We start from the raw sequence: 18,090 nt of genomic DNA on the forward strand, positions 1-18,090 counted from the left end.
TATCCTCGGCCCGAGCATTTTTACTTCGTGTTTATTCGTTCCCCGGTAAATTTGCACAGGAAAAATTACCGACTTTTCACGGCAGTCACGGGCTGCGACAAGGCAAAGCCGTGGGAACACCGGGCTGGCTGCCGGCCGTTCCTGGCTGATTCGGGAGCGCCACTAGCTGTTTGACGGATAAGCTTGGCCCTGGTGGGGTGGACCCACATCGGCTCCTGTCTGGTCGCTCGGCGGGTTTCAGCCGGAATTGCCCTGCAGCCGGGACCATCCGGAGACAAAATGAGAACCGAGGAATCGGATCCGCAGCGCCCCGATCAACCAAAAGGCCGCTACTTGCTGACCCTCGCCCTGACGGCCACCGGTGTCGTCTACGGTGACATCGGCACGAGCCCCCTTTACGCGATCCGGGAGTGCTTCGGGGAGCACAACCTGCTGCAGGTGACCCCCGCCAATATCCTGGGCGTCCTCTCCCTGATTTTCTGGTCGCTGGTCCTGGTGATCTCCCTCAAATACCTGGTCTTCATCCTCCGGGCCGACAACCACGGGGAAGGCGGCATCCTGGCCCTGACTGCCCTGGTGGCGCCGCTGCAGGCGCAGGCCAAAGGGGGGCGTTTGCTCCTGATCCTGCTCGGGCTGTTCGGGGCGGCTCTCCTCTACGGGGACGGGATGATTACCCCGGCCATCTCGGTGCTGAGCGCAGTCGAGGGGCTGGGAGTCGCCACCCCGCTCTTCGATCCCTACATCATCCCGCTGACGGTCGCCATCCTGGTCGGGCTCTTCTGGTTCCAGCACAAGGGGACGGCCGGCGTCGGGGCCATTTTCGGGCCGATCACCCTGGTCTGGTTCGTCGTCCTCTCCGCTCTCGGCATCCACCAGATTTTGCGGCAGCCGGGGGTGATCAAAGCCGTCAACCCCTGGTACGGGCTCGAATTTTTCCTGCAGAACGGCGGGCTCGGCTTCCTGGTCCTGGGGTCGGTCTTCCTGGTGGTGACCGGCGGCGAGGCGCTCTATGCCGACATGGGCCACTTCGGCACCCGCCCCATTCGGCTGGCCTGGTTCGCGGTGGCCCTGCCGGCGCTGCTCCTCAACTATTTCGGCCAGGGCGCCCTGCTGATCCGGCAGCCGGAACTGGTGATCAACCCTTTCTACCACATGGCTCCCGACTGGGCGCTCTATCCCCTGGTCGTCATGGCAACCCTGGCGACCGTGATCGCCTCGCAGGCGGTGATCTCGGGCGCTTTCTCCCTCACGCGGCAGGCGATTCAGCTGGGCTACAGCCCGCGCCTCGATATCGAGCACACCTCGGCCCGGGAGATGGGCCAGATCTACCTGCCGACGGTAAACTGGGCCCTGATGGCCGCCTGTATCTGCCTGGTCCTCGGCTTCCGCTCTTCCAGTCACCTCGCCGCAGCCTACGGGGTCGCCGTTACCACCACCATGGTGATCACCACGCTGCTGTTCTACTTCGTCGCCGTGCATCGCTGGCACTGGCCGGTGCTCCTGGCCGCCGTTCTCAGCGCCGGGTTTCTGGTCTTCGACCTCGCCTTCTTCGGCGCCAACATGCTCAAGATCGCCCATGGTGGCTGGTTCCCGATCCTGGTGGCGGCACTCGTCTTTACCGCCATGACCACCTGGAAAAGAGGGCGGCGGCTGCTGATGCAGCGGCTTCGTGGCACCACCACGACGCTGGAATCTTTCCTGGCAAACCTGGATGCCGCCGCGCCGACCAGGGTTCCGGGTACGGCGGTTTTCATGAACGGTGACCCGGAAAGAACGCCTTCGGCGCTGCTCCACAATCTCAAGCACAACCGAGTGCTGCACGAACGGGTGCTCATCCTCAGTGCCATCACCGAAGAAATTCCCCACGTTCCGCGCCGGGAGCGGACTTCGACGGAACGGCTCGGCGCGGGGATTTACCGGATCATTCTCCATTACGGATTCATGGAAAACCCGGATGTTCCCCGGGCACTCTCGCGTATTGCCCTCGACGGCTGGGAGTTCGATCCAGCACAGGCCACCTATTTCCTCGGCCGTGAGACCCTCATCTCCACCAGCCGGCCCGGCATGGCGCGCTGGCGGGAGCATCTCTTCATTTTCATGTCGCGTAATGCGCGCAACTCCACCTTCTTTTTCGGGTTGCCGCCGAACCAGGTGGTGGAACTGGGGGCCCAGCTCGAAATCTAAGGGCTCGTCCCGCTGCTCAATCGCAGCGGGGACAGCTGGGGGAAGGCGAAGGGAGAGCAAATGAAGCTGCGAACCAAAATCCTTGGCGGTTATGCGATCCTGCTGATCCTCATGATCGTGGTCTGGAGCTGGGCGGTGGCGAGCCTCTTCCTGCTCGGCCGGGCGGGTGAGGCAATTCTGCAGGAGAACTTCGCCAGCATCCTCGCCGCCGAGAACATGATCGACTTCATCGAACGGCAGGACAGCGCCGTCCTGTTGCTGCTGCTCGGTTACGAGGAAGAGGGGCGCGCCCAGTTCCGGGGTAACGAGGTCGAATTCGCGGGCTGGCTGGGCCGGGCCCGGGGGAACATCACCATCGCCGGAGAGGAGAAGGTCATCGCGGCGATCGCTGCCGGTTATCGCGATTATCTCGCCAGCTATGCGCGGATTTCGCAGTTCCTTCCCGCCGGCCGGCAGCAGGCGGGAGGGTATTACCATGAAACGATGCTCCTGCAGTTTCAGCAGGTGCGGGATGCCTGCCTGGCCCTGCGCGAGATGAACCAGCAGGCGATGGTCGAGGCTTCCGCCCGCGCGCACCAAACCTCGCGGCGGACCATCGTCTACATGACCGGGATCGGCGTGGTGACGGGCGGGCTCGGCCTCTTTTTCAGCATTCTTCTCTCCGGCATCCTGATGCGCCCGCTTTCGGCCATGTCACAAGCCACCGAACGGATTGCCGAGGGGGACTACGAGGTCAAACTGGAGGTTGCGTCGCGGGACGAACTCGGCCAGCTGGCCCGCCGTATCATGACCATGAGCCACAAGCTCAAGGCCTTTCACGAACTCAATGTCGGCCGCCTGGTCCAGGAAAAGCGCAAGGGGGAGGCGATCCTGCGCAGTATCGGCGATGGCCTGATCGTGGTCGACGAGGAGTTGCGGGTCACGGCCATCAACCCGGAGGCGTGCAAAATCGCCGGTCGATCGCACGCCGAGGCGACCGGCCGGCACTTTTTCGACCTGATCCGCGACCAGGCACTGTTCGAAAGAGTCGAGCAGACCGCCGCCAGCGGCACCACCCCCGAGTCCGGAGAGGATCAAGGCCTGCTGCGGATGGAGAAGGAGGGGGCGGAGCTTTTTTTCCGCACCACTGTAACCCCGGTCAAGTCGGAAGGGGGAGAGACCGTGCAGGGGGTGGTGGTCCTGCTGCAGGACGTCACCCGCCTCAAGGAACTGGAACGGCTCAAAAGCGAATTCGTGCTCGCTGCCTCCCACGAGCTGAAAACCCCGCTGACCGGCCTCGCCATGAGCATCGCTCTGCTGGAAGAAGAGTCGACGGGAAAAACCCCGCGCGAGCGGGAGTTGTTGCTTGCTGCCCGCGAGGAGACCGAACGCCTGCGGGCGTTGGTCGCCGATCTGCTCGATCTCTCCCGGATCGAATCGGGACGCATCGAGATGGAAATCGTGCCGGTGGCGGCCACGGTTCTGATCGAAAAGGCCTTTGTGGCCTTCCAGTCCCAGACCCAGGCGGCCGGCATCGAGCTAACACAGTCCGTCCCGGACGATCTGCCACCTGCCCTGGCCGACCCGAACAAGATCACCTGGGTGTTGAGCAACCTGCTTTCCAACGCCCTGCGCTATACTCCGCGGGGCGGCCATATCCGGATGCGCGCCGAGCAGGGAGGGGGGTGGCTCTATCTCAGCGTCTGCGACGACGGCGCCGGCATCCCGGTTGAGTACCAGTCGCGGGTTTTCGAGAAATTTATCCAGGTCAAAGGCGACCACCAGGGGGGCAGCGGCCTCGGCCTGGCGATCTGCCGGGAGATCGTCCGCGCCCACGGCGGCAATATCTGGGTCGAATCCTTCCCCGGTAAAGGGAGTACCTTTACCTTCACTCTCAAAGCGGCGCCCGGCGCCGGATTAAAACCGAACAGGGAGGCTCTAGATGCCTGAATTGAAGATTCTGATCGTCGATGATGAAAAGAACATACTGATGACGGTACGTCATGCCCTGGAGCCGAAGGGGTATGAAGTGGTCGCGGCGACTACCGGCGAAGAAGCGCTGCGGCAGTTGGAGCAGCAGTCCTTCGATCTGCTGCTCCTCGATCTCAGGCTCCCCGGCATCGGCGGCATGAGCGTGCTGCAAACGGTCAGTGAACAACACCCCCAGGTGCCGGTGGTGATCGTCTCCGCCTATGGCACGGTGGGTAACGCGGTGGAAGCGATGAAGCTCGGCGCTATCGATTTTCTGGAAAAACCCTTCTCTCCCGAAGAGTTGCGGGAAACAGTGCGGCGCATCCTCGCCCGCCGGGAGCTGCCCGAAGCGGCGGCGGATTATGACAGCTGCATCGCCCTGGCCAAGAAATGCGTCAGCGAGCGCCGGTTCGACGCCGCCATCGAACACGCCCGCCGCGCTATCGGCGCAGATCCGTCCCGACCCGAGGCCTTCAACCTGCTCGGCGCCTTCAGCGAGGTACAGCGCGTCCCCCTGGAGGCGCAGAAATATTACCGGGCGGCACTGGAACTCGATCCTGCCTTTGCGCCGGCCCGCCATAACCTGACCCGCCTGGTCGAAGGGAAGCCGGGCCGGGTGGAACTGGGACAGGAGTAAGCCATGACCGCGAAACACCCAGGGAAAACCTGGCTTCAGTACGTGGTGGTGGTCGGTTGCGGCCGGCTCGGCTCGCTCCTGGCGGGCCAGCTGAGCCAGGTGGGGAGCAGCGTGGTCGTCATCGATCGGGAGGAGGCCGCCTTCGCCCTGCTGGCTCCGGAGTTCAGCGGCTTCCGCATCACCGGCGATGCGGTAGAGATGGAGGTCCTGCAGGCCGCCAAGGTGCACAAGGCCGGTTGCCTGCTGGCGGTGACCGAGGACGACAACGTCAATCTGATGGTTGCCCAGGTCGCCCATGAGGTCTTCAAGGTGCCCCGGGTGATGGCACGGGTCTTCGATCCGCGCCGGGAGACCATCTACCGGGAGTTCGGCATCGAGACGGTCAGCCCGACCAAGCTTTCGGCGGAAGCCCTGCTGGCCGCCCTTGGGGAGTGCCGGGAGGGGGAATCATGAGGGTCATTCTGGTCGGTGAAGGGAAGATTCTCTACTTTCTTGCCCGGCAGTTTGCCAGCAAGGGGCATACGACCACCATCGTCACCGCGGATCACGGCCAGGCCGGCACGCTGTCCCGACGGGTCCGGGCGACCGTGCTCCATGGGGACGGCAGCGACCCCGGCGTCCTGGAAGAGGCCGGGGCCCGCCGCGCCGATGTGGTGCTGGCCTTGACGCCGAGGGATCAGGACAATCTTGCCGTCTGCCAGATCGCCTGCCGCATGTTTCGGGTGCCGCGGACCGTCGGCCTGGTCAACGATCCGGAAAACGAGGAGGTCTTTCGCCAGCTCGGCGTTTCGGTGGCCTTTTCCGCTACCCAGATCATCGCGCGGATTATCGAGGAACGCGCCGGCTTCGAGGAGATTGCCAGCCTGATTCCGGTCGCCGAGGGGAAGGTCACTGTGTCGGAGGTAGCGTTGCGGGCCGAGTCCCCGGTGGTGGAGCGGGAACTGCAGCGCATCGCGTTTCCCGAGGGTGCACTGATCGGTGGCATCATCCGCGCGGGTGAAGTGATCGTACCGCGCGGAAGCACCCGCCTGCAGGGGGGGGATCGCCTGATTGTCATCAGTCAGCCCGACTGCTACGATCAGGTCCTGCGCCTGCTGACCGGGGAAGAGAGCTGATGAGCGATCCTCGTTATGCCCGCTTTCTGCGTGGGCGCTATCGGATTCTGCTCGGCTATGTCGGGCTGATCGATGTCCTGGTGGGGGGGTTGATCCTCTCACCCTGCCTGCTGCTGGGGGCTTTCCCCGGGGAACTGGCCGTGGCCTGGGGGTTGGCTGCGCCCGGGCTGATGCTGATTGCCATCGGCGGGGCGCTGTGGCGGGTCTGCCTGCCACGGGGTGGTGAAAGCCTCACGCTGCAGGAAGGGGCTGTGGTCGTACTCCTCGCCTGGATTTCTGCGGTTGTTATCGGCGCGCTCCCCTTTATGGCGGTCGGCGGCCTGAATTTCACCCAGGCGGTTTTCGAGTCGACCAGCGGCTGGACCACCACCGGGCTTTCCGTGGTCGATGTGACCGCCGCGCCGCGCCTGCTGCTCCTCTACCGCAGCGTCATGCAGCTCGCCGGCGGGGCGGGACTTGCGGTGATCATGCTGAGTGCCCTGGCCGGTCCTGCCGGGACCGGATTGAGCGCGGCCGAGGGGCGCGCCGATCAGTTGGTGCCAAATGTGCGCCGCTCGGCCAAGCTGGTGGTGACCATCTACAGCGGCTATGTCCTCTGTGGATGGCTGGCCCTGATGCTCTCCGGAATGGGCTGGTTCGATGCGATCAACCATGCCTTTGCCGCCATCTCCACCGGAGGCTTCTCCACCCGCCCCGAATCGATCGGCTACTGGGACAGTCCCCTGGTCGAGGGGACCACCGTGGTGCTGATGCTGCTCGGCACCATGAACTTCGTCACCAGTTATGCCCTGCTGCACGGCAAGTTCCGCGCGGTGGGGCGAAACGGTGAGATCCGGCTACAGGCCCTGCTCCTCCCGACGCTGGCGCTGGTGGTTCTTTTCGGGGTGACCTCCGGGCTTTACCCGACCCTCGGCAAACAACTGCGGGTCGCCATCTTTGAGGTCGTTACCGCCCTCTCCACCACCGGTTTCTCCACCGTCGGCTACGGCGACTGGAACGGTCTCGGCTGGCTGGTGCTCATTGTGCTGATGCTCATCGGCGGCGGCACCGGCTCCACTGCCGGCGGCCTCAAGCAGTACCGGGTCTACGCCCTGTACCGGGCCCTGCTCTGGGAAGGAAAACGGATGCTGCTGCCGCGGGGAGCGGTGACCATGCCGGATGTCTGGGTGGGGGACACCCCCCGCTTTCTCGGCGATGGGGAGTTGCGGCAACTGGCGACTTTCGCCTTTCTCTACCTGGCGACCCTGGCGGGCGGAACCGGGGTCCTTACCGCCTATGGCTATTCATTGAAGGAAAGCCTCTTCGAGTTCGCCAGCGCCCTGGGGACGGTGGGACTGTCGGTCGGGGTGACCTCTGCCACCGCCCCCGCAGGCCTGCTTTGGACCGAAACCCTGGGCATGATTCTCGGTCGTCTGGAGTTTTTTGTGATATTTATCGGGCTGAGCCGGCTTGTTGCCAACGTTGCGGCCATGATGGGATCGGCACACAAGGGAGAATAAAGATGGCTGTATATCGGTTTGTCCTATATTGTCTTTTTGGACTGCTTCTGAACGGTTGCCAATCAGATCAGAACAGCGGACCCTGGCTACCAGTGCTGGAGCCGACCAGCTACAGCTCCCTTGAAAGTTCTGTCTCCAAAGCGCTCAAGGTGATCCATCAGGTCGAAGAAGATCTTGAGAATAGTAAGCAAGAAGATGCATCGAAAAAGCTTCTGGAGGCTCAAAGTGCATTATTTGAATCAAAAGTTGGGTTCAATTCCCCGCAGCTTGCTGCGCGATTTTTACTAAGGGTGTAGGCTGTTGATACCCCGTAGCTTGCTGCGGGGTAGTTCATTTGAAATACTACTTCCTTCCTATGGTGGAAATCCGTCAGCTCGTCTATGACGCAGGACGGTTGCACGGACTCGGCCGTCTGCATGATGCTTTGGGTCAGTTAGCCCAGGCGGACCATCTTTTAGGAGTGATTGAATCCCATGGAAACGCCCCTTTTCATCAGGCTCTGCAAGAACCACGGGTCATGATCGAAAAGATACGTGAAACACTGGAACAGGGGCGTCAGACCACCTCAACCAAGTATCAGGTGGAATTTTCTCCTCTGGCCAACCATCAATTCAGAGAACTTGGCCACAAGATTAACATGATGGTGATTAAAGGGGATCTGATCCTCTCCGGGGTCGAATTTAACCGCCCGAAACAGGACTCCAAGTAGGCATGAACTCTTCCCTTGTGATCAAAACAATAAAAAACCTCTCGCCGGCCCAGGCGCTGGTTTTTTACTATGCCCTGGCCATACTGATCGGCAGCTTGCTGCTGGCCACCCCCTGGGCGGCCCATGGCACGCCCCTCTCGCTGCTCGATGCCCTGTTCACCGCGACCTCGGCCCAATGCGTGACCGGGCTGATCGTGGTCGATACCGGGACCAAACTCACCCTTTTCGGGCAATGCGTCGTGCTGGTACTGATCCAGATCGGGGGGCTGGGGATCATGACCTTCTCGGTCTACCTCTTCATTTACCTGAAGGTCGGGGTGAGCAGCCGGGGGCGCTGGATTATCCACGAGACCCTGATGCACTCCCCGGTCAGCTCCTGGCGGGAGCTGATCCGGGGCATTTTTCTGCTCACCCTGGGAATCGAGGCGGTTGGGGCACTGCTGCTCGCTTTCGCCTTTGTGCCGGTTCTCGGCTTCTGGGACGGGATCTACAGCGCCCTGTTCCATTCCATCTCCGCCTTCTGCAACGCCGGGTTTTCGCTCTTTTCCGACAGCCTGGTCGGGTTCCGCGACAACCCGCTGGTCAACCTGACCGTCATGGCGCTGATCATTCTCGGCGGGATCGGCTTTCTGGTCATCCGGGAGTTGATCGAGGTTGGCAGAACGCGATCCCTGAAACGCTCGCAACGACCGAAACTTTCCCTGCACACCAAGATCGTGCTGGTCGCCAGTTCGTTTCTGATCGTCTACGGCGCGCTGATGATCGCCTGGCTGGAGGGGGGGAATGCCCTCGCCGGCATGCCGTTCATGGAGGGATTCTGGACCGCCCTGTTTCAGTCGGTCACTGCCCGCACCGCTGGGTTCAACACCATCGATCTGAATGCGTTTCGCGCGCCGACCGTCTTCCTGGTCATCTTCCTGATGTTTGTCGGGGCGTCGCCGGGATCGGCGGGGGGGGGCGTCAAGACTACCAGCATGGCGCTCTTCTTCGCGATTTTCTATAGCCGGCTCAAGGGGAACCAGCATACCAGCCTGTTTCGGCGCACCATTCCCGAGGAGGTGATTACCAAAGGCTTGGCCCTGGTGCTGCTTGCCATCATCCTGATTGCCCTGGCGCTCTTCGGCCTGATGATCGTCCAAAGCTCTGACCTTGCCCATGAAAACATGCGGGAATTTCTGGGCTACACCTTCGAGGCCTTCTCCGCTTTCGGTACCGTCGGTTTGTCGATCGGGGCGACCGCCAAGCTGAACCCCATGGGCAAGCTCATCATCATCCTGCTGATGTTCGTCGGCCGGGTGGGTCTTCTGACCATGGCCTTCGCCATCGCCGGGCGTGTCCGGCGGCATGCCCCGCGCTACGCCGAAGAAAACATCATGATCGGATAAGGGGAAAAACCGTTATGAAAAAGAAGTTTTGCGTCATTGGCCTGGGCAATTTCGGATATCACATCGTATCCACCCTGTACGCGGAAGGGCACGAGGTGACGGCGATCGACACCGACAAGGAGAAGGTCCAGGCGGTCAAGGATGTCTGCGACTACGCCATTCTGGGGGATGCCGCCAACAAGGATTTCCTGGCGTCGCAGGGTGTGCAGGAGATGGACGCGGTCGTGGTGTCAACGGGCGAGCATTCCCACCTCTCGACCCTGATGACCCTGTATCTCAAAGAGTTGAAGGTGCCGCGCATTGTGGTCAAGGCGATCAGCGAAGACCATGGTCGCATTCTCGACCGGGTCGGCGCCACCGATGTCATCTATCCGGAAAAGGACATGGCGATCCGCGCTGCCCGCAACCTGTCGAGCCCCAATGTCCTGGAATTCATTCCCCTCGCGGAAGACTACTCGCTCTCGGAGACCGCTCCCCCGAAACATTTCCTCGGCAAGACCCTGATCGACCTCGATCTGCGGAAAAAATTCCATCTCACCATCATCGCCATCAAGGATGTCCTGACTGACCAGTTCATCCCGGCCCCGCCCCCGACCTATCAGATCAAGGACAGCGACATCCTGGTCATTCTCGGGAAAACCGACGATATCGACAAGGCGCTGGAAGTCCGGAAGTAGCGGGTTTCCCTCCGGTCGACAGCGCGCACCGGGTTATTTGCCGGGCCCGGTTCCTGGTGGAGAGAGGCCGGTGACCAGGTTGGCGGCGAGAGTGCGCAGCAGCGTGAAGTAGGCCTCGGGCCCGGCCGCAAGGTCGGCGCCGAGGGGGTCGAGGATGCCGGTGCGGGCACCGGTCCCTGCGGTGAGGAGGGTCGCCAGTCGCGGCTCGAACTGGGGCTCGCTGAAGACGCAACGAGCCCCGACCTGTTTGATGCGGTTGCGGATTTCGCTGAGGCGGCGGGCGCCGGGGGTCCGTTCGGGACTGACGCTGATGGCGCCGGCGGGGCTGAGGCCGTAACGTGCCTCGAAGTAGGGGAAGGCGTCGTGAAAGACGATATAGGGGAGGCCGGCGACCGCTTGCAGCTGCTTCCGCAGCTCCTGGTCGAGAGCGGTCAGCCGTTGCCGGAGGTGGCCGGCATTGGCGCGGTAGCTCTCGGCGTTACCGGGGTCGATTTCGGCAAGCAGAGCTGATACCCCGGCGACGATCATCTCGGCATTGGTCGGATCGAGCCAGAGGTGCAGGTTCAGCTCGCCGTGACCGTGGCGATCCGCCCCGGTCCCTTCGCCGTGGTGTGCGGCGCTCTCCCAGACCCCGCCTTCCCGGGCCGGCAGCAGCTTGAGCCCCGGCAGGGTAGCGACAGAAAGGACCCGTGCCTTTGCCGCCAGGGTGGCGAGGGGGCGGTTGAGAAAGGTCTCGAAATCTTCCGAGATGCGGACCACCAGATCGGCCCGGCTCAGTTCGCGGGCGTCGGAGGGGCGCAGGCTGTAGCTGTGGGGGGACCCGGCGCCGGGGATCAGGAGGGTCGGTGTGCCGACCCCGGCCATGACGCCGGCGACCAGGGCGTGGAGGGGCTTGATGGTGACCACCACCTGCGGCGCGGCAACGGCGCTGGCCGCCGGGGTGAAGAGGGCCAGCAACAGCAGGAGGCGAAGGTGGGGGGCGGGCATGGGAATCTCCTTGAAAAAGGATGGCAGGATGTCGGCAAATTATTATGTTATATTGTTGCAAAAGGCAAGGGGAGGGAACCCGGAAAGATGACGACCAGCAAGGGATTGGCCTGCGCCGGCGAGCGCCATGACACGTGTATCGACCGCGCCATGACAGCGGCCGAACGGCTCTGCCGCGAACGCGGCCTGCGACTGACGCCGCTGCGGCGCCAGGTACTGGAGCTGATCTGGGGAAGCCACCGGCCGATCGGCGCCTATGCGCTGCTCGAAAAACTGCGGGAGCGTTGGGGCCGGACGGCACCGCCGACGGTCTACCGGGCCCTCGAGTTTCTCCAGGGGCAGGGACTGGTCCACCGCCTCGCCTCCCTCAACGCCTTTGCCGGCTGTGCCCGCCCCGGGCAGCCCCATGCCGGCCAGTTCCTGATCTGTGCCTCCTGCCAGAACCTGACCGAGATCGACGACCCGCAGCTGCATGGCGCTATCGCCGACAGCGCCGGGGCGGCCGGTTTTACCGTCCAGCATCCGACCGTCGAACTCCTCGGCCTCTGCGCCGCCTGCCGGAAGGAGGGGGAAATATGAGCCACGACCGGCAAGGCAGCGCCGGGGAAATATTGGCCGCCGCCGAAGCCGTCCACGTGCACCTGGGGCGGGGGGAGGTCCTTTCCGGGGTCGATCTGGAGGTGCGCCGCGGCGAGATCGTCACCATCGTCGGCCCCAACGGCGCCGGCAAGACCACCCTGTTGCGGGTGCTGCTCGGCCTGCTGGCGCCGACCGCGGGGCGGGTGGTGCTGAGCCCGGGGGTGCGCATCGGCTACATGCCGCAGCGGATCCAGGTCGATGCGGTACTCCCCTTGAGCGTGCGGCGCTTTCTGACCCTGACCGGGCAGCGCTCCCTCTCCGAGCTGCGCCGCGTCCTCGCCGAAGTCGGCGCACCGATGCTGCTGGATCGCCCGGTTCAGGCTCTTTCCGGCGGTGAGATGCAGCGCGTGCTCCTCGCCAAGGCGCTGCTGCGCGACCCCGACCTTCTCGTCCTCGACGAGCCGGTGCAGGGGGTCGATGTGCAGGGGCAGCTCGAACTCTTCGGCCTGATCAGCCGAATCCGCCAGGAGCGCGGCTGTGCGGTGCTGATGGTCTCTCACGACCTGCACCTGGTGATGGCCGCCACCGACCGGGTCGTCTGCCTCAACCGCCACGTCTGCTGTACCGGAACCCCGGACGCGGTCCAGGGGAGCGCCGCCTTTATCGAGCTCTTCAGTCCCCAGGTGGTGGCCAACCTGGCGATCTATGCCCATCAGCACGACCATTCCCACGACCCGGTCAGCGGCAAGGAGAACAACCATGGATGACTTCCTGCTGCGCGCCCTGCTCGGCGGCGTCGGCGTCGCCGTGGTCGCCGGCCCCTTCGGCTCCTTCGTCGTCTGGCGCCGCCTCGCCTACTTCGGCGACACCCTATCCCATTCGGCGCTGCTCGGCGTCGTCCTCGGCTTTCTCTTCCACTTCAATCTGACCCTGGGGGTGGTCGTCGTCTGCCAGTTGCTGGCGCTCCTCCTCTTTCTGCTGCAGCGGCAAAAACAGATCGCCGGCGACACCCTGCTCGGTATCCTCTCCCACAGTGCCCTGTCGCTGGGACTGGTGCTTCTCGCCCTGGTCGAGACCCTGCGCATCGATCTCCTCTCCTACCTGTTTGGCGACATTCTCGCCATCGGCAACGCTGATCTCGCCTGGATCTTCGGCGGCGGCACTCTGGCCCTTGCCGCTCTCGCCCGGCTCTGGCGCCCGCTGCTGGCAATCACCGTGCACGAGGACCTGGCCCGGGTCGAGGGGGTGCCGGTCGCTTTCGTCAACTGGGCGTTCCTGGCGATGATGGCGCTGGTCATCGCCCTGCTGATGAAGGTGGTCGGCCTGCTGCTGGTCACTTCGCTGCTGATCATTCCGGCGGCCGCGGTACGACGCTTCGCCACCACCCCGGAAGGGATGGCGCTATTGGCCGCGCTCTGCGGTGGCCTGGCGGTGGTCGCCGGGCTCGCCGCTTCCTACCGCTGGGATACGCCGGCCGGTCCCTCGATCGTGGTGGCGGCCGCGCTCCTTTTTGTTGCCGCGCAGCTCCTTCCGCGGCGCGGGACCTGAAGAATTTTCGGCAGATAGAACTGGGAAGGGGAGGGGGAAGGTTGAACTCAGGCGCCGAGAACGCCGTCACGAGTCGACTCCTTGACCCGGTACATGGCGAGATCGGCGGCACTGATCAGCTGCTCCTTGTCGGCGGCATCGTCGGGAAAAGTGGCGACGCCGAAGCTCGCCGTCAGGTGAATCACCTGACCGGCATCGTTAAAGAAGCGGTGCTCGCGGATGGTTCGGCGCAGGTGGTCGGCCATAACCAGGGCGCCCTGCTTGTCGGTGGCCGGCAGGATGATGACAAACTCGTCGCCGCCGTAGCGGGCCGGGAGGTTGACGCGCCGGGTCGATTCGCGGATCAGCCGGCCGGTCTCGCTCAAAACCCGGCTGCCGACCAGGTGCCCCCAGCTGTCGTTGACCTGCTTGAAGTGGTCGAGGTCGATGAAGACGACGGAGAGGGGGGTCCGGTAGCGGCTGGCGCGCTCGATTTCGTATTCGAGCAGGGAGTGGAAGTGGCGGTCGTTGAAGAGGCCGGTCAAGTCGTCGGTGATCGTCAGCTGGCTGATCTTTTCGACGTGGCGGGCGTTGTCGATGGCGATGGCAACGAAGTCGGCAACGGCGGTCAGGATCGCCAGGTCCTCCTCGTCGAAACGCCCCTCGGTGTGACTGTTGATCAGTTCGACGACGCCAAGCACCCTGGCGCGAATCCGGACCGGCACGCAGACGATGGAGTGGGTGGTGAAGGAGACCGCCTCGTCGACCTGGGGGGCGAAACGCGGATCGCGGTTGACATCGGGGATCAGCAACGGTTCGCCATGCTCGACGACCCAGCCGGCGATCCCCTGCCCCTTGGCGAGGCGCAGCCCCTTGAGCGCGGCGGCGGCCGGTGAGACCGCGATCTCGAAGGTGAGCTCCCCGGTCTGCTCGTCGACCAGCAGCAGCGACCAGCTCTGTGACTTCAGCAGCAGGCTGACCTTTTCCAGAATCAGGTTGAGCACCTCGGAGAGGCTCAGGGTCGAGGTCAACGCCTTGGCGATCTCCACCAGGATCGCCAGTTCACGGTTGCGCCGTTCCAGGACAGATAGAAGCTGATTGTCGGTGTTGACCGTCATGTGCAGATTCCCGTGGGGGTTGCAGGATAAAAGCAGGCCCCAGAAATATACCACACGCTTCTCCATCTCGCCCCGAAACCGCCAGGTCTCTCCTGTCGTGCCTGCCATGGCGGCCATTCACTCCGCCGCACCCTCTCCCCGCCCCACGCCACAAATGGTTTTTGACAGTGGTATAATTTGCGCCATCGACACTTTTGTTAAAAAAATCAAAAAAACTCTTGACAGGGCGGAGCGGCTCGTTTAAAAAGGGACAAAAATAACCTTAAAGGTCATCAATTATGATGGGTCTGACCCGCAAAGGCGAATACGCGATTCGCGGCATGATCTACCTGGCGGCCCAGCCGCCGGGAAGCCTGGTCCTGGTCCAGGAGATCGCCGCTGCCACCGAGGCGCCGGTCAGTTTTCTCGCCAAGATTTTCCAGGAGTTCGCCAAGAGCGGCCTGGTCCATTCGGTCCGCGGCTCGGGGGGCGGCTTCACCCTCGCCCGGTCCGCCGCCGAGATCAGCCTGTTGCAGGTGGTGGAAATTGTCGAAGGGCCGATCCTGCCCAATCGCTGCCTGGAGGATCGGGAGCGCTGCGATCGCCGCAACGGCTGCCGAGTGCACGAAGTCTGGCGCCGGATCCAGCAGCAGACGGTGGCGACGCTGCGACAGGTGACCCTGGCGGAGATCGCCCATTGATACGGGAGGCGAAAATGAGTGTCGGCATTGTCAACAACCTGCTTGCCATGTACGTCGAGGGGTTTCGCGCCATGCGGCTCGGCCGGACCCTGTGGACGATCATCCTGGTGAAGCTGATCCTCCTCTACACCCTTGCCCGCTTACTCTTCCCCGATCCGTTGCAGGAGAACTTCGCCAATGACCGGGAGCGCGCCGACCACGTCCTCGGGCAACTGGTGCGCCCCCCACCTGCAGCCGACGCCAGGTAATGAGCTCTTCCCGGCCTTATGAAACAGGCCGGGAAGGAAAGCAATCCGGTCCCTGAACCCTCAGCCATGGAGGCACCCGTGCTGGAACAGATCGATTTTACCCAGGTCAACTGGGCGCGCGCCCAATTTGCCCTCACTGCCATGTTTCACTGGATTTTCGTACCGCTCACCCTCGGCCTCTCCTTTCTCGTCGCCTTTTTCGAGAGCATCTACGTCAAGACCGGCAATCCCGAATGGAAGCGCCTCACCCGCTTCTGGATGAGCCTGTTCGCCATCAACTTCGCCATCGGGGTGGCGACCGGCATCATCATGGAGTTCGAGTTCGGCACCAACTGGTCGAACTACTCCTGGATGGTCGGTGACATCTTCGGGGCGCCGCTGGCGGTGGAAGGAATCTTTGCCTTCTTCATCGAGGCGACCTTTTTCGCGGTGATGTTCTTCGGCTGGGACCGGGTGTCGCAGAAGACCCACCTCTTTGCGACCTGGATGGTGGCGGTCGGCTCCAATCTCTCGGCGCTCTGGATCCTGGTCGCCAATGGCTGGATGCAGCTCCCCGTCGGCATGACTTTCAACCCCGACCTCGCCCGCTTCGAGATGACCAACTTCTGGGCGGTCCTCTTCTCGCCGGTGGCCATCAGCAAGTTTACCCACACTACTGCTTCCGGCTTCATGCTCGCCTCGGTCTTCGTCATCGGCGTCAGTTCCTGGTTCCTGCTCAAGGGGCGCCACCTGCAGCTGGCCAAGCGCAGTATCCTGGTGGCGGCGACCTTCGGCCTCCTCTCCGGGCTCTTCGTCGCCTTCTCCGGCGACGAGGCCGCCTTCACCAACGCCCACCACCAGCCGATGAAGCTGGCGGCCATGGAATCGCTCTACAATGGCGGAGTGCCAACCGGCCTGATTCCTTTCGGCATCCTCGACCCCGCCAAACGCCCCGGCGACAGCAAGGATCCCTTCCTGGTCAAGGTCGAGGTGCCGGGGGTCCTCTCCCTGCTTGCCAACCGGATTCTGACCAGCTTCGTCCCGGGGATCAACGATCTGGTTTACGGCAACCCCGAACAAAACATCCTCGCCACCGGGGTGAAGATCGAACGGGGCCGGATCGCCATAGCTGCCCTCGCCGACTACAAGGAGGCGCGACAGGCCGGCGACGAGCCTGCGGCGCAGAGCGCCCTCGCCACCCTGCGCGCCAACCAGGAGTTTCTCGGCTACGGCTACCTCGATCGGCCGGAGGATGCGGTACCTCCGGTGGCGCTCACCTTCTACAGCTTCCGCGCCATGATCGCCCTGGGCACGATTCTGATGCTGGTCTTCGTTCTCTTCCTCTACTTCACCTGGACCGACCGCATCTCCCAGCAGCGCTGGCTGCTGCGCCTCGGTGTCCTCAGCATCTTTCTTGCCTACCTCGCCTCCGAGGCCGGCTGGATCGTCGCCGAGGTCGGCCGCCAGCCCTGGGCGATCCAGAACCTGTTGCCGGTGACGGTTGCCAATTCCAACCTGACCGCCGGGACGGTACAGACCACATTCTTCCTCTTTTTAGCTATCTTCACCACCCTGCTGATCGCCGAAATTCGCATCCTGCTCAAGCAGATCCAAACCGGACCGGAGGGCCACTGATATGATCGGACAACTCGCTCTTAGCCAGCTGCAGCAGCTCTGGTGGCTGATCGCCTCGCTGGTCGGCTCCCTCTTTTTGATGCTGACCTTTGTCCAGGGGGGGCAGACCCTCCTCTTCACCCTGCCGCGTTCGGACCAGGAGCGGCTGCTGCTGGTCAATTCCATCGGCCGCAAGTGGGAGCTGACCTTTACCACCCTGGTCCTCTTCGGCGGGGCCCTCTTTGCCGCCTTCCCGCTCTTCTACGCCACCAGCTTCGGCGGCGCCTACTGGGTCTGGATCCTGATCCTCTTCACCTTTGTCGGCCAGGCGGTGAGCTACGAATACCGGCGCAAACCGGCCAACCTGCTCGGCACCCGCAGCTTCGACATTTTCCTCTTCCTCAACGGCAGCGTCGGCCTGCTGCTGATCGGTGCCGCCGTCGGCACCTTCTTCACCGGCTCCAGTTTCAGCCTCAATGGCTACAATCTGGTGACCTGGCAGCATCCGCTGCGTGGTCTCGAGGCGGCCTTCAATCCCTTCAACGTCGCCCTCGGCCTCTTTCTGGTTTTCCATGCCCGGGTCCTCGGCTCCCTCTACCTGCTCAACAATATCGAGCACGACGGGCTCAACCAACGCTGCCGTCAGGCCGTTTTCGTCAACCTGCTGCTGGCGCTGCCGTTCCTCCTCTTCGTCCTCTTCCGCCTGGTGACCATGCCCGGTTACGCGGTCGACCCGGTCACCGGCAGCGTCAGCCTCGAAGCCGGCAAGTACCTGCACAACCTGCTGGCGATGCCGGCGGTCCTGGGGCTGCTGCTGGTTGGCCTGCTGCTGGTGGTCTGGGCAGTGGTTGCCGGCCGCTTTCTCGGCAGCCGGCGCGGCATCTGGTTCGCTGGCCCCGGGACGGTGCTGGTCGGCCTCGCCCTCTTCGCCCTGGCCGGCTACCACGATACCGCCTTCTATCCCTCCAGCTCCGATTTGCAGAGCAGCCTGACCATCCACAACGCCTCGAGTAGCCACTACACCCTGACGGTAATGAGTTACGTGGCGTTGGCGGTCCCCTTCGTCCTCGCCTACATCGCCTATTTCTGGCGGCTGATGGACGCCCGGTCGCTGACGCTGGAACAGCTCGAAGGCGAACATTCCCATGACCTCTACTGACCAAGGAGCTCGCCCATGATGACCCTTCTTCTGTTAACCGTTT

Annotated in this window: 19 protein-coding genes; 17 read left to right on the forward strand and 2 right to left on the reverse strand. The window is 63.3% G+C overall.

What is annotated here, in order from left to right:
* The first annotated feature begins 279 nt into the window (after positions 1-279).
* The 10 genes from DBW_RS02725 to DBW_RS02770 are packed head-to-tail and all read left to right on the forward strand — an operon-like array spanning position 280 to position 10,156.
* Positions 280-2,184: a potassium transporter Kup gene (locus DBW_RS02725; protein WP_066723854.1), complete on the forward strand. Its 1,905-nt coding sequence runs from the start codon at positions 280-282 to the stop codon at positions 2,182-2,184.
* Between the two features lie 60 nt (positions 2,185-2,244).
* Complete coding sequence (locus DBW_RS02730; protein ID WP_066723857.1) at positions 2,245-4,113, forward strand: sensor histidine kinase; 1,869 nt, start codon at positions 2,245-2,247, stop codon at positions 4,111-4,113.
* Positions 4,106-4,771, forward strand: a complete 666-nt coding sequence (locus DBW_RS02735) for a response regulator (RefSeq protein WP_066723860.1) — start codon at positions 4,106-4,108, stop codon at positions 4,769-4,771. Before DBW_RS02730 ends, DBW_RS02735 begins: the two co-directional genes overlap by 8 nt.
* A 3-nt stretch (positions 4,772-4,774) precedes the next feature.
* Entirely contained in the window at positions 4,775-5,224 is a 450-nt protein-coding gene (locus DBW_RS02740) for a potassium channel family protein (RefSeq protein WP_066723863.1), read from the forward strand.
* On the forward strand, positions 5,221-5,886 hold the full coding sequence (locus DBW_RS02745) for a potassium channel family protein (protein WP_066723866.1): 666 nt from the start codon (positions 5,221-5,223) through the stop codon (positions 5,884-5,886). Before DBW_RS02740 ends, DBW_RS02745 begins: the two co-directional genes overlap by 4 nt.
* The gene (locus DBW_RS02750; RefSeq protein WP_066723869.1) at positions 5,886-7,385 is read left to right on the forward strand and encodes a TrkH family potassium uptake protein; all 1,500 of its coding nucleotides are present in this window, start codon (positions 5,886-5,888) and stop codon (positions 7,383-7,385) included. The genes DBW_RS02745 and DBW_RS02750 overlap by 1 nt, the downstream gene beginning before the upstream one ends.
* Positions 7,386-7,387: 2 nt before the next feature.
* Positions 7,388-7,681, forward strand: a complete 294-nt coding sequence (locus DBW_RS02755) for a hypothetical protein (protein WP_066723872.1) — start codon at positions 7,388-7,390, stop codon at positions 7,679-7,681.
* A gap of 38 nt (positions 7,682-7,719) precedes the next feature.
* A complete protein-coding gene (locus DBW_RS18370) occupies positions 7,720-8,094 on the forward strand; it encodes a hypothetical protein (RefSeq protein WP_157471721.1) in 375 nt (124 codons plus the stop codon).
* A 2-nt stretch (positions 8,095-8,096) separates the two neighbouring features.
* Positions 8,097-9,479, forward strand: a complete 1,383-nt coding sequence (locus tag DBW_RS02765) for a TrkH family potassium uptake protein (RefSeq protein ID WP_066723882.1) — start codon at positions 8,097-8,099, stop codon at positions 9,477-9,479.
* 14 nt (positions 9,480-9,493) lie between these two features.
* Positions 9,494-10,156: a potassium channel family protein gene (locus DBW_RS02770; protein WP_066723885.1), complete on the forward strand. Its 663-nt coding sequence runs from the start codon at positions 9,494-9,496 to the stop codon at positions 10,154-10,156.
* 33 nt (positions 10,157-10,189) lie between these two features.
* On the opposite strand, the gene DBW_RS02775 is transcribed toward DBW_RS02770, so the two are convergent.
* Complete coding sequence (locus tag DBW_RS02775) at positions 10,190-11,143, reverse strand: zinc ABC transporter substrate-binding protein (protein WP_066723887.1); 954 nt, start codon at positions 11,141-11,143, stop codon at positions 10,190-10,192.
* An 87-nt stretch (positions 11,144-11,230) separates the two neighbouring features.
* Between DBW_RS02775 and DBW_RS02780 the strand changes: the two genes are divergently transcribed.
* From DBW_RS02780 to DBW_RS02790, 3 genes are read left to right on the forward strand one after another with little or no spacing between them, the layout of a single operon-like run.
* The gene (locus DBW_RS02780) at positions 11,231-11,722 is read left to right on the forward strand and encodes a Fur family transcriptional regulator (protein WP_066723889.1); all 492 of its coding nucleotides are present in this window, start codon (positions 11,231-11,233) and stop codon (positions 11,720-11,722) included.
* The gene (locus DBW_RS02785; protein ID WP_066723892.1) at positions 11,719-12,489 is read left to right on the forward strand and encodes an ATP-binding cassette domain-containing protein; all 771 of its coding nucleotides are present in this window, start codon (positions 11,719-11,721) and stop codon (positions 12,487-12,489) included. The genes DBW_RS02780 and DBW_RS02785 overlap by 4 nt, the downstream gene beginning before the upstream one ends.
* The gene (locus DBW_RS02790) at positions 12,482-13,270 is read left to right on the forward strand and encodes a metal ABC transporter permease (RefSeq protein ID WP_066723895.1); all 789 of its coding nucleotides are present in this window, start codon (positions 12,482-12,484) and stop codon (positions 13,268-13,270) included. Before DBW_RS02785 ends, DBW_RS02790 begins: the two co-directional genes overlap by 8 nt.
* 47 nt (positions 13,271-13,317) lie before the next feature.
* Here the strand turns inward: DBW_RS02790 and DBW_RS02795 are convergent, their stop codons facing one another.
* A complete protein-coding gene (locus DBW_RS02795; protein WP_066729644.1) occupies positions 13,318-14,367 on the reverse strand; it encodes a GGDEF domain-containing protein in 1,050 nt (349 codons plus the stop codon).
* Positions 14,368-14,645: 278 nt separating this feature from the next.
* Between DBW_RS02795 and DBW_RS02800 the strand changes: the two genes are divergently transcribed.
* The 4 genes from DBW_RS02800 to cydB all read left to right on the forward strand — a co-directional run bounded on the left by DBW_RS02800 (position 14,646) and on the right by cydB (position 18,047).
* Positions 14,646-15,047: an RrF2 family transcriptional regulator gene (locus DBW_RS02800; protein ID WP_066723898.1), complete on the forward strand. Its 402-nt coding sequence runs from the start codon at positions 14,646-14,648 to the stop codon at positions 15,045-15,047.
* A 14-nt stretch (positions 15,048-15,061) separates the two neighbouring features.
* Positions 15,062-15,295, forward strand: coding sequence for a DUF4492 domain-containing protein (locus DBW_RS02805; RefSeq protein WP_066723901.1), 234 nt, complete (start codon positions 15,062-15,064; stop codon positions 15,293-15,295).
* A gap of 78 nt (positions 15,296-15,373) precedes the next feature.
* Positions 15,374-16,909 (forward strand): cytochrome ubiquinol oxidase subunit I, encoded by a 1,536-nt coding sequence (locus tag DBW_RS02810; RefSeq protein ID WP_197463715.1) that lies wholly within the window; start codon positions 15,374-15,376, stop codon positions 16,907-16,909.
* Position 16,910: 1 nt separating this feature from the next.
* The gene (gene cydB, locus DBW_RS02815) at positions 16,911-18,047 is read left to right on the forward strand and encodes a cytochrome d ubiquinol oxidase subunit II (protein ID WP_066723903.1); all 1,137 of its coding nucleotides are present in this window, start codon (positions 16,911-16,913) and stop codon (positions 18,045-18,047) included.
* Positions 18,048-18,090: the final 43 nt, after the last annotated feature.

The organism is Desulfuromonas sp. DDH964, from assembly GCF_001611275.1.
In the GTDB taxonomy this organism is placed as follows: domain Bacteria; phylum Desulfobacterota; class Desulfuromonadia; order Desulfuromonadales; family DDH964; genus DDH964.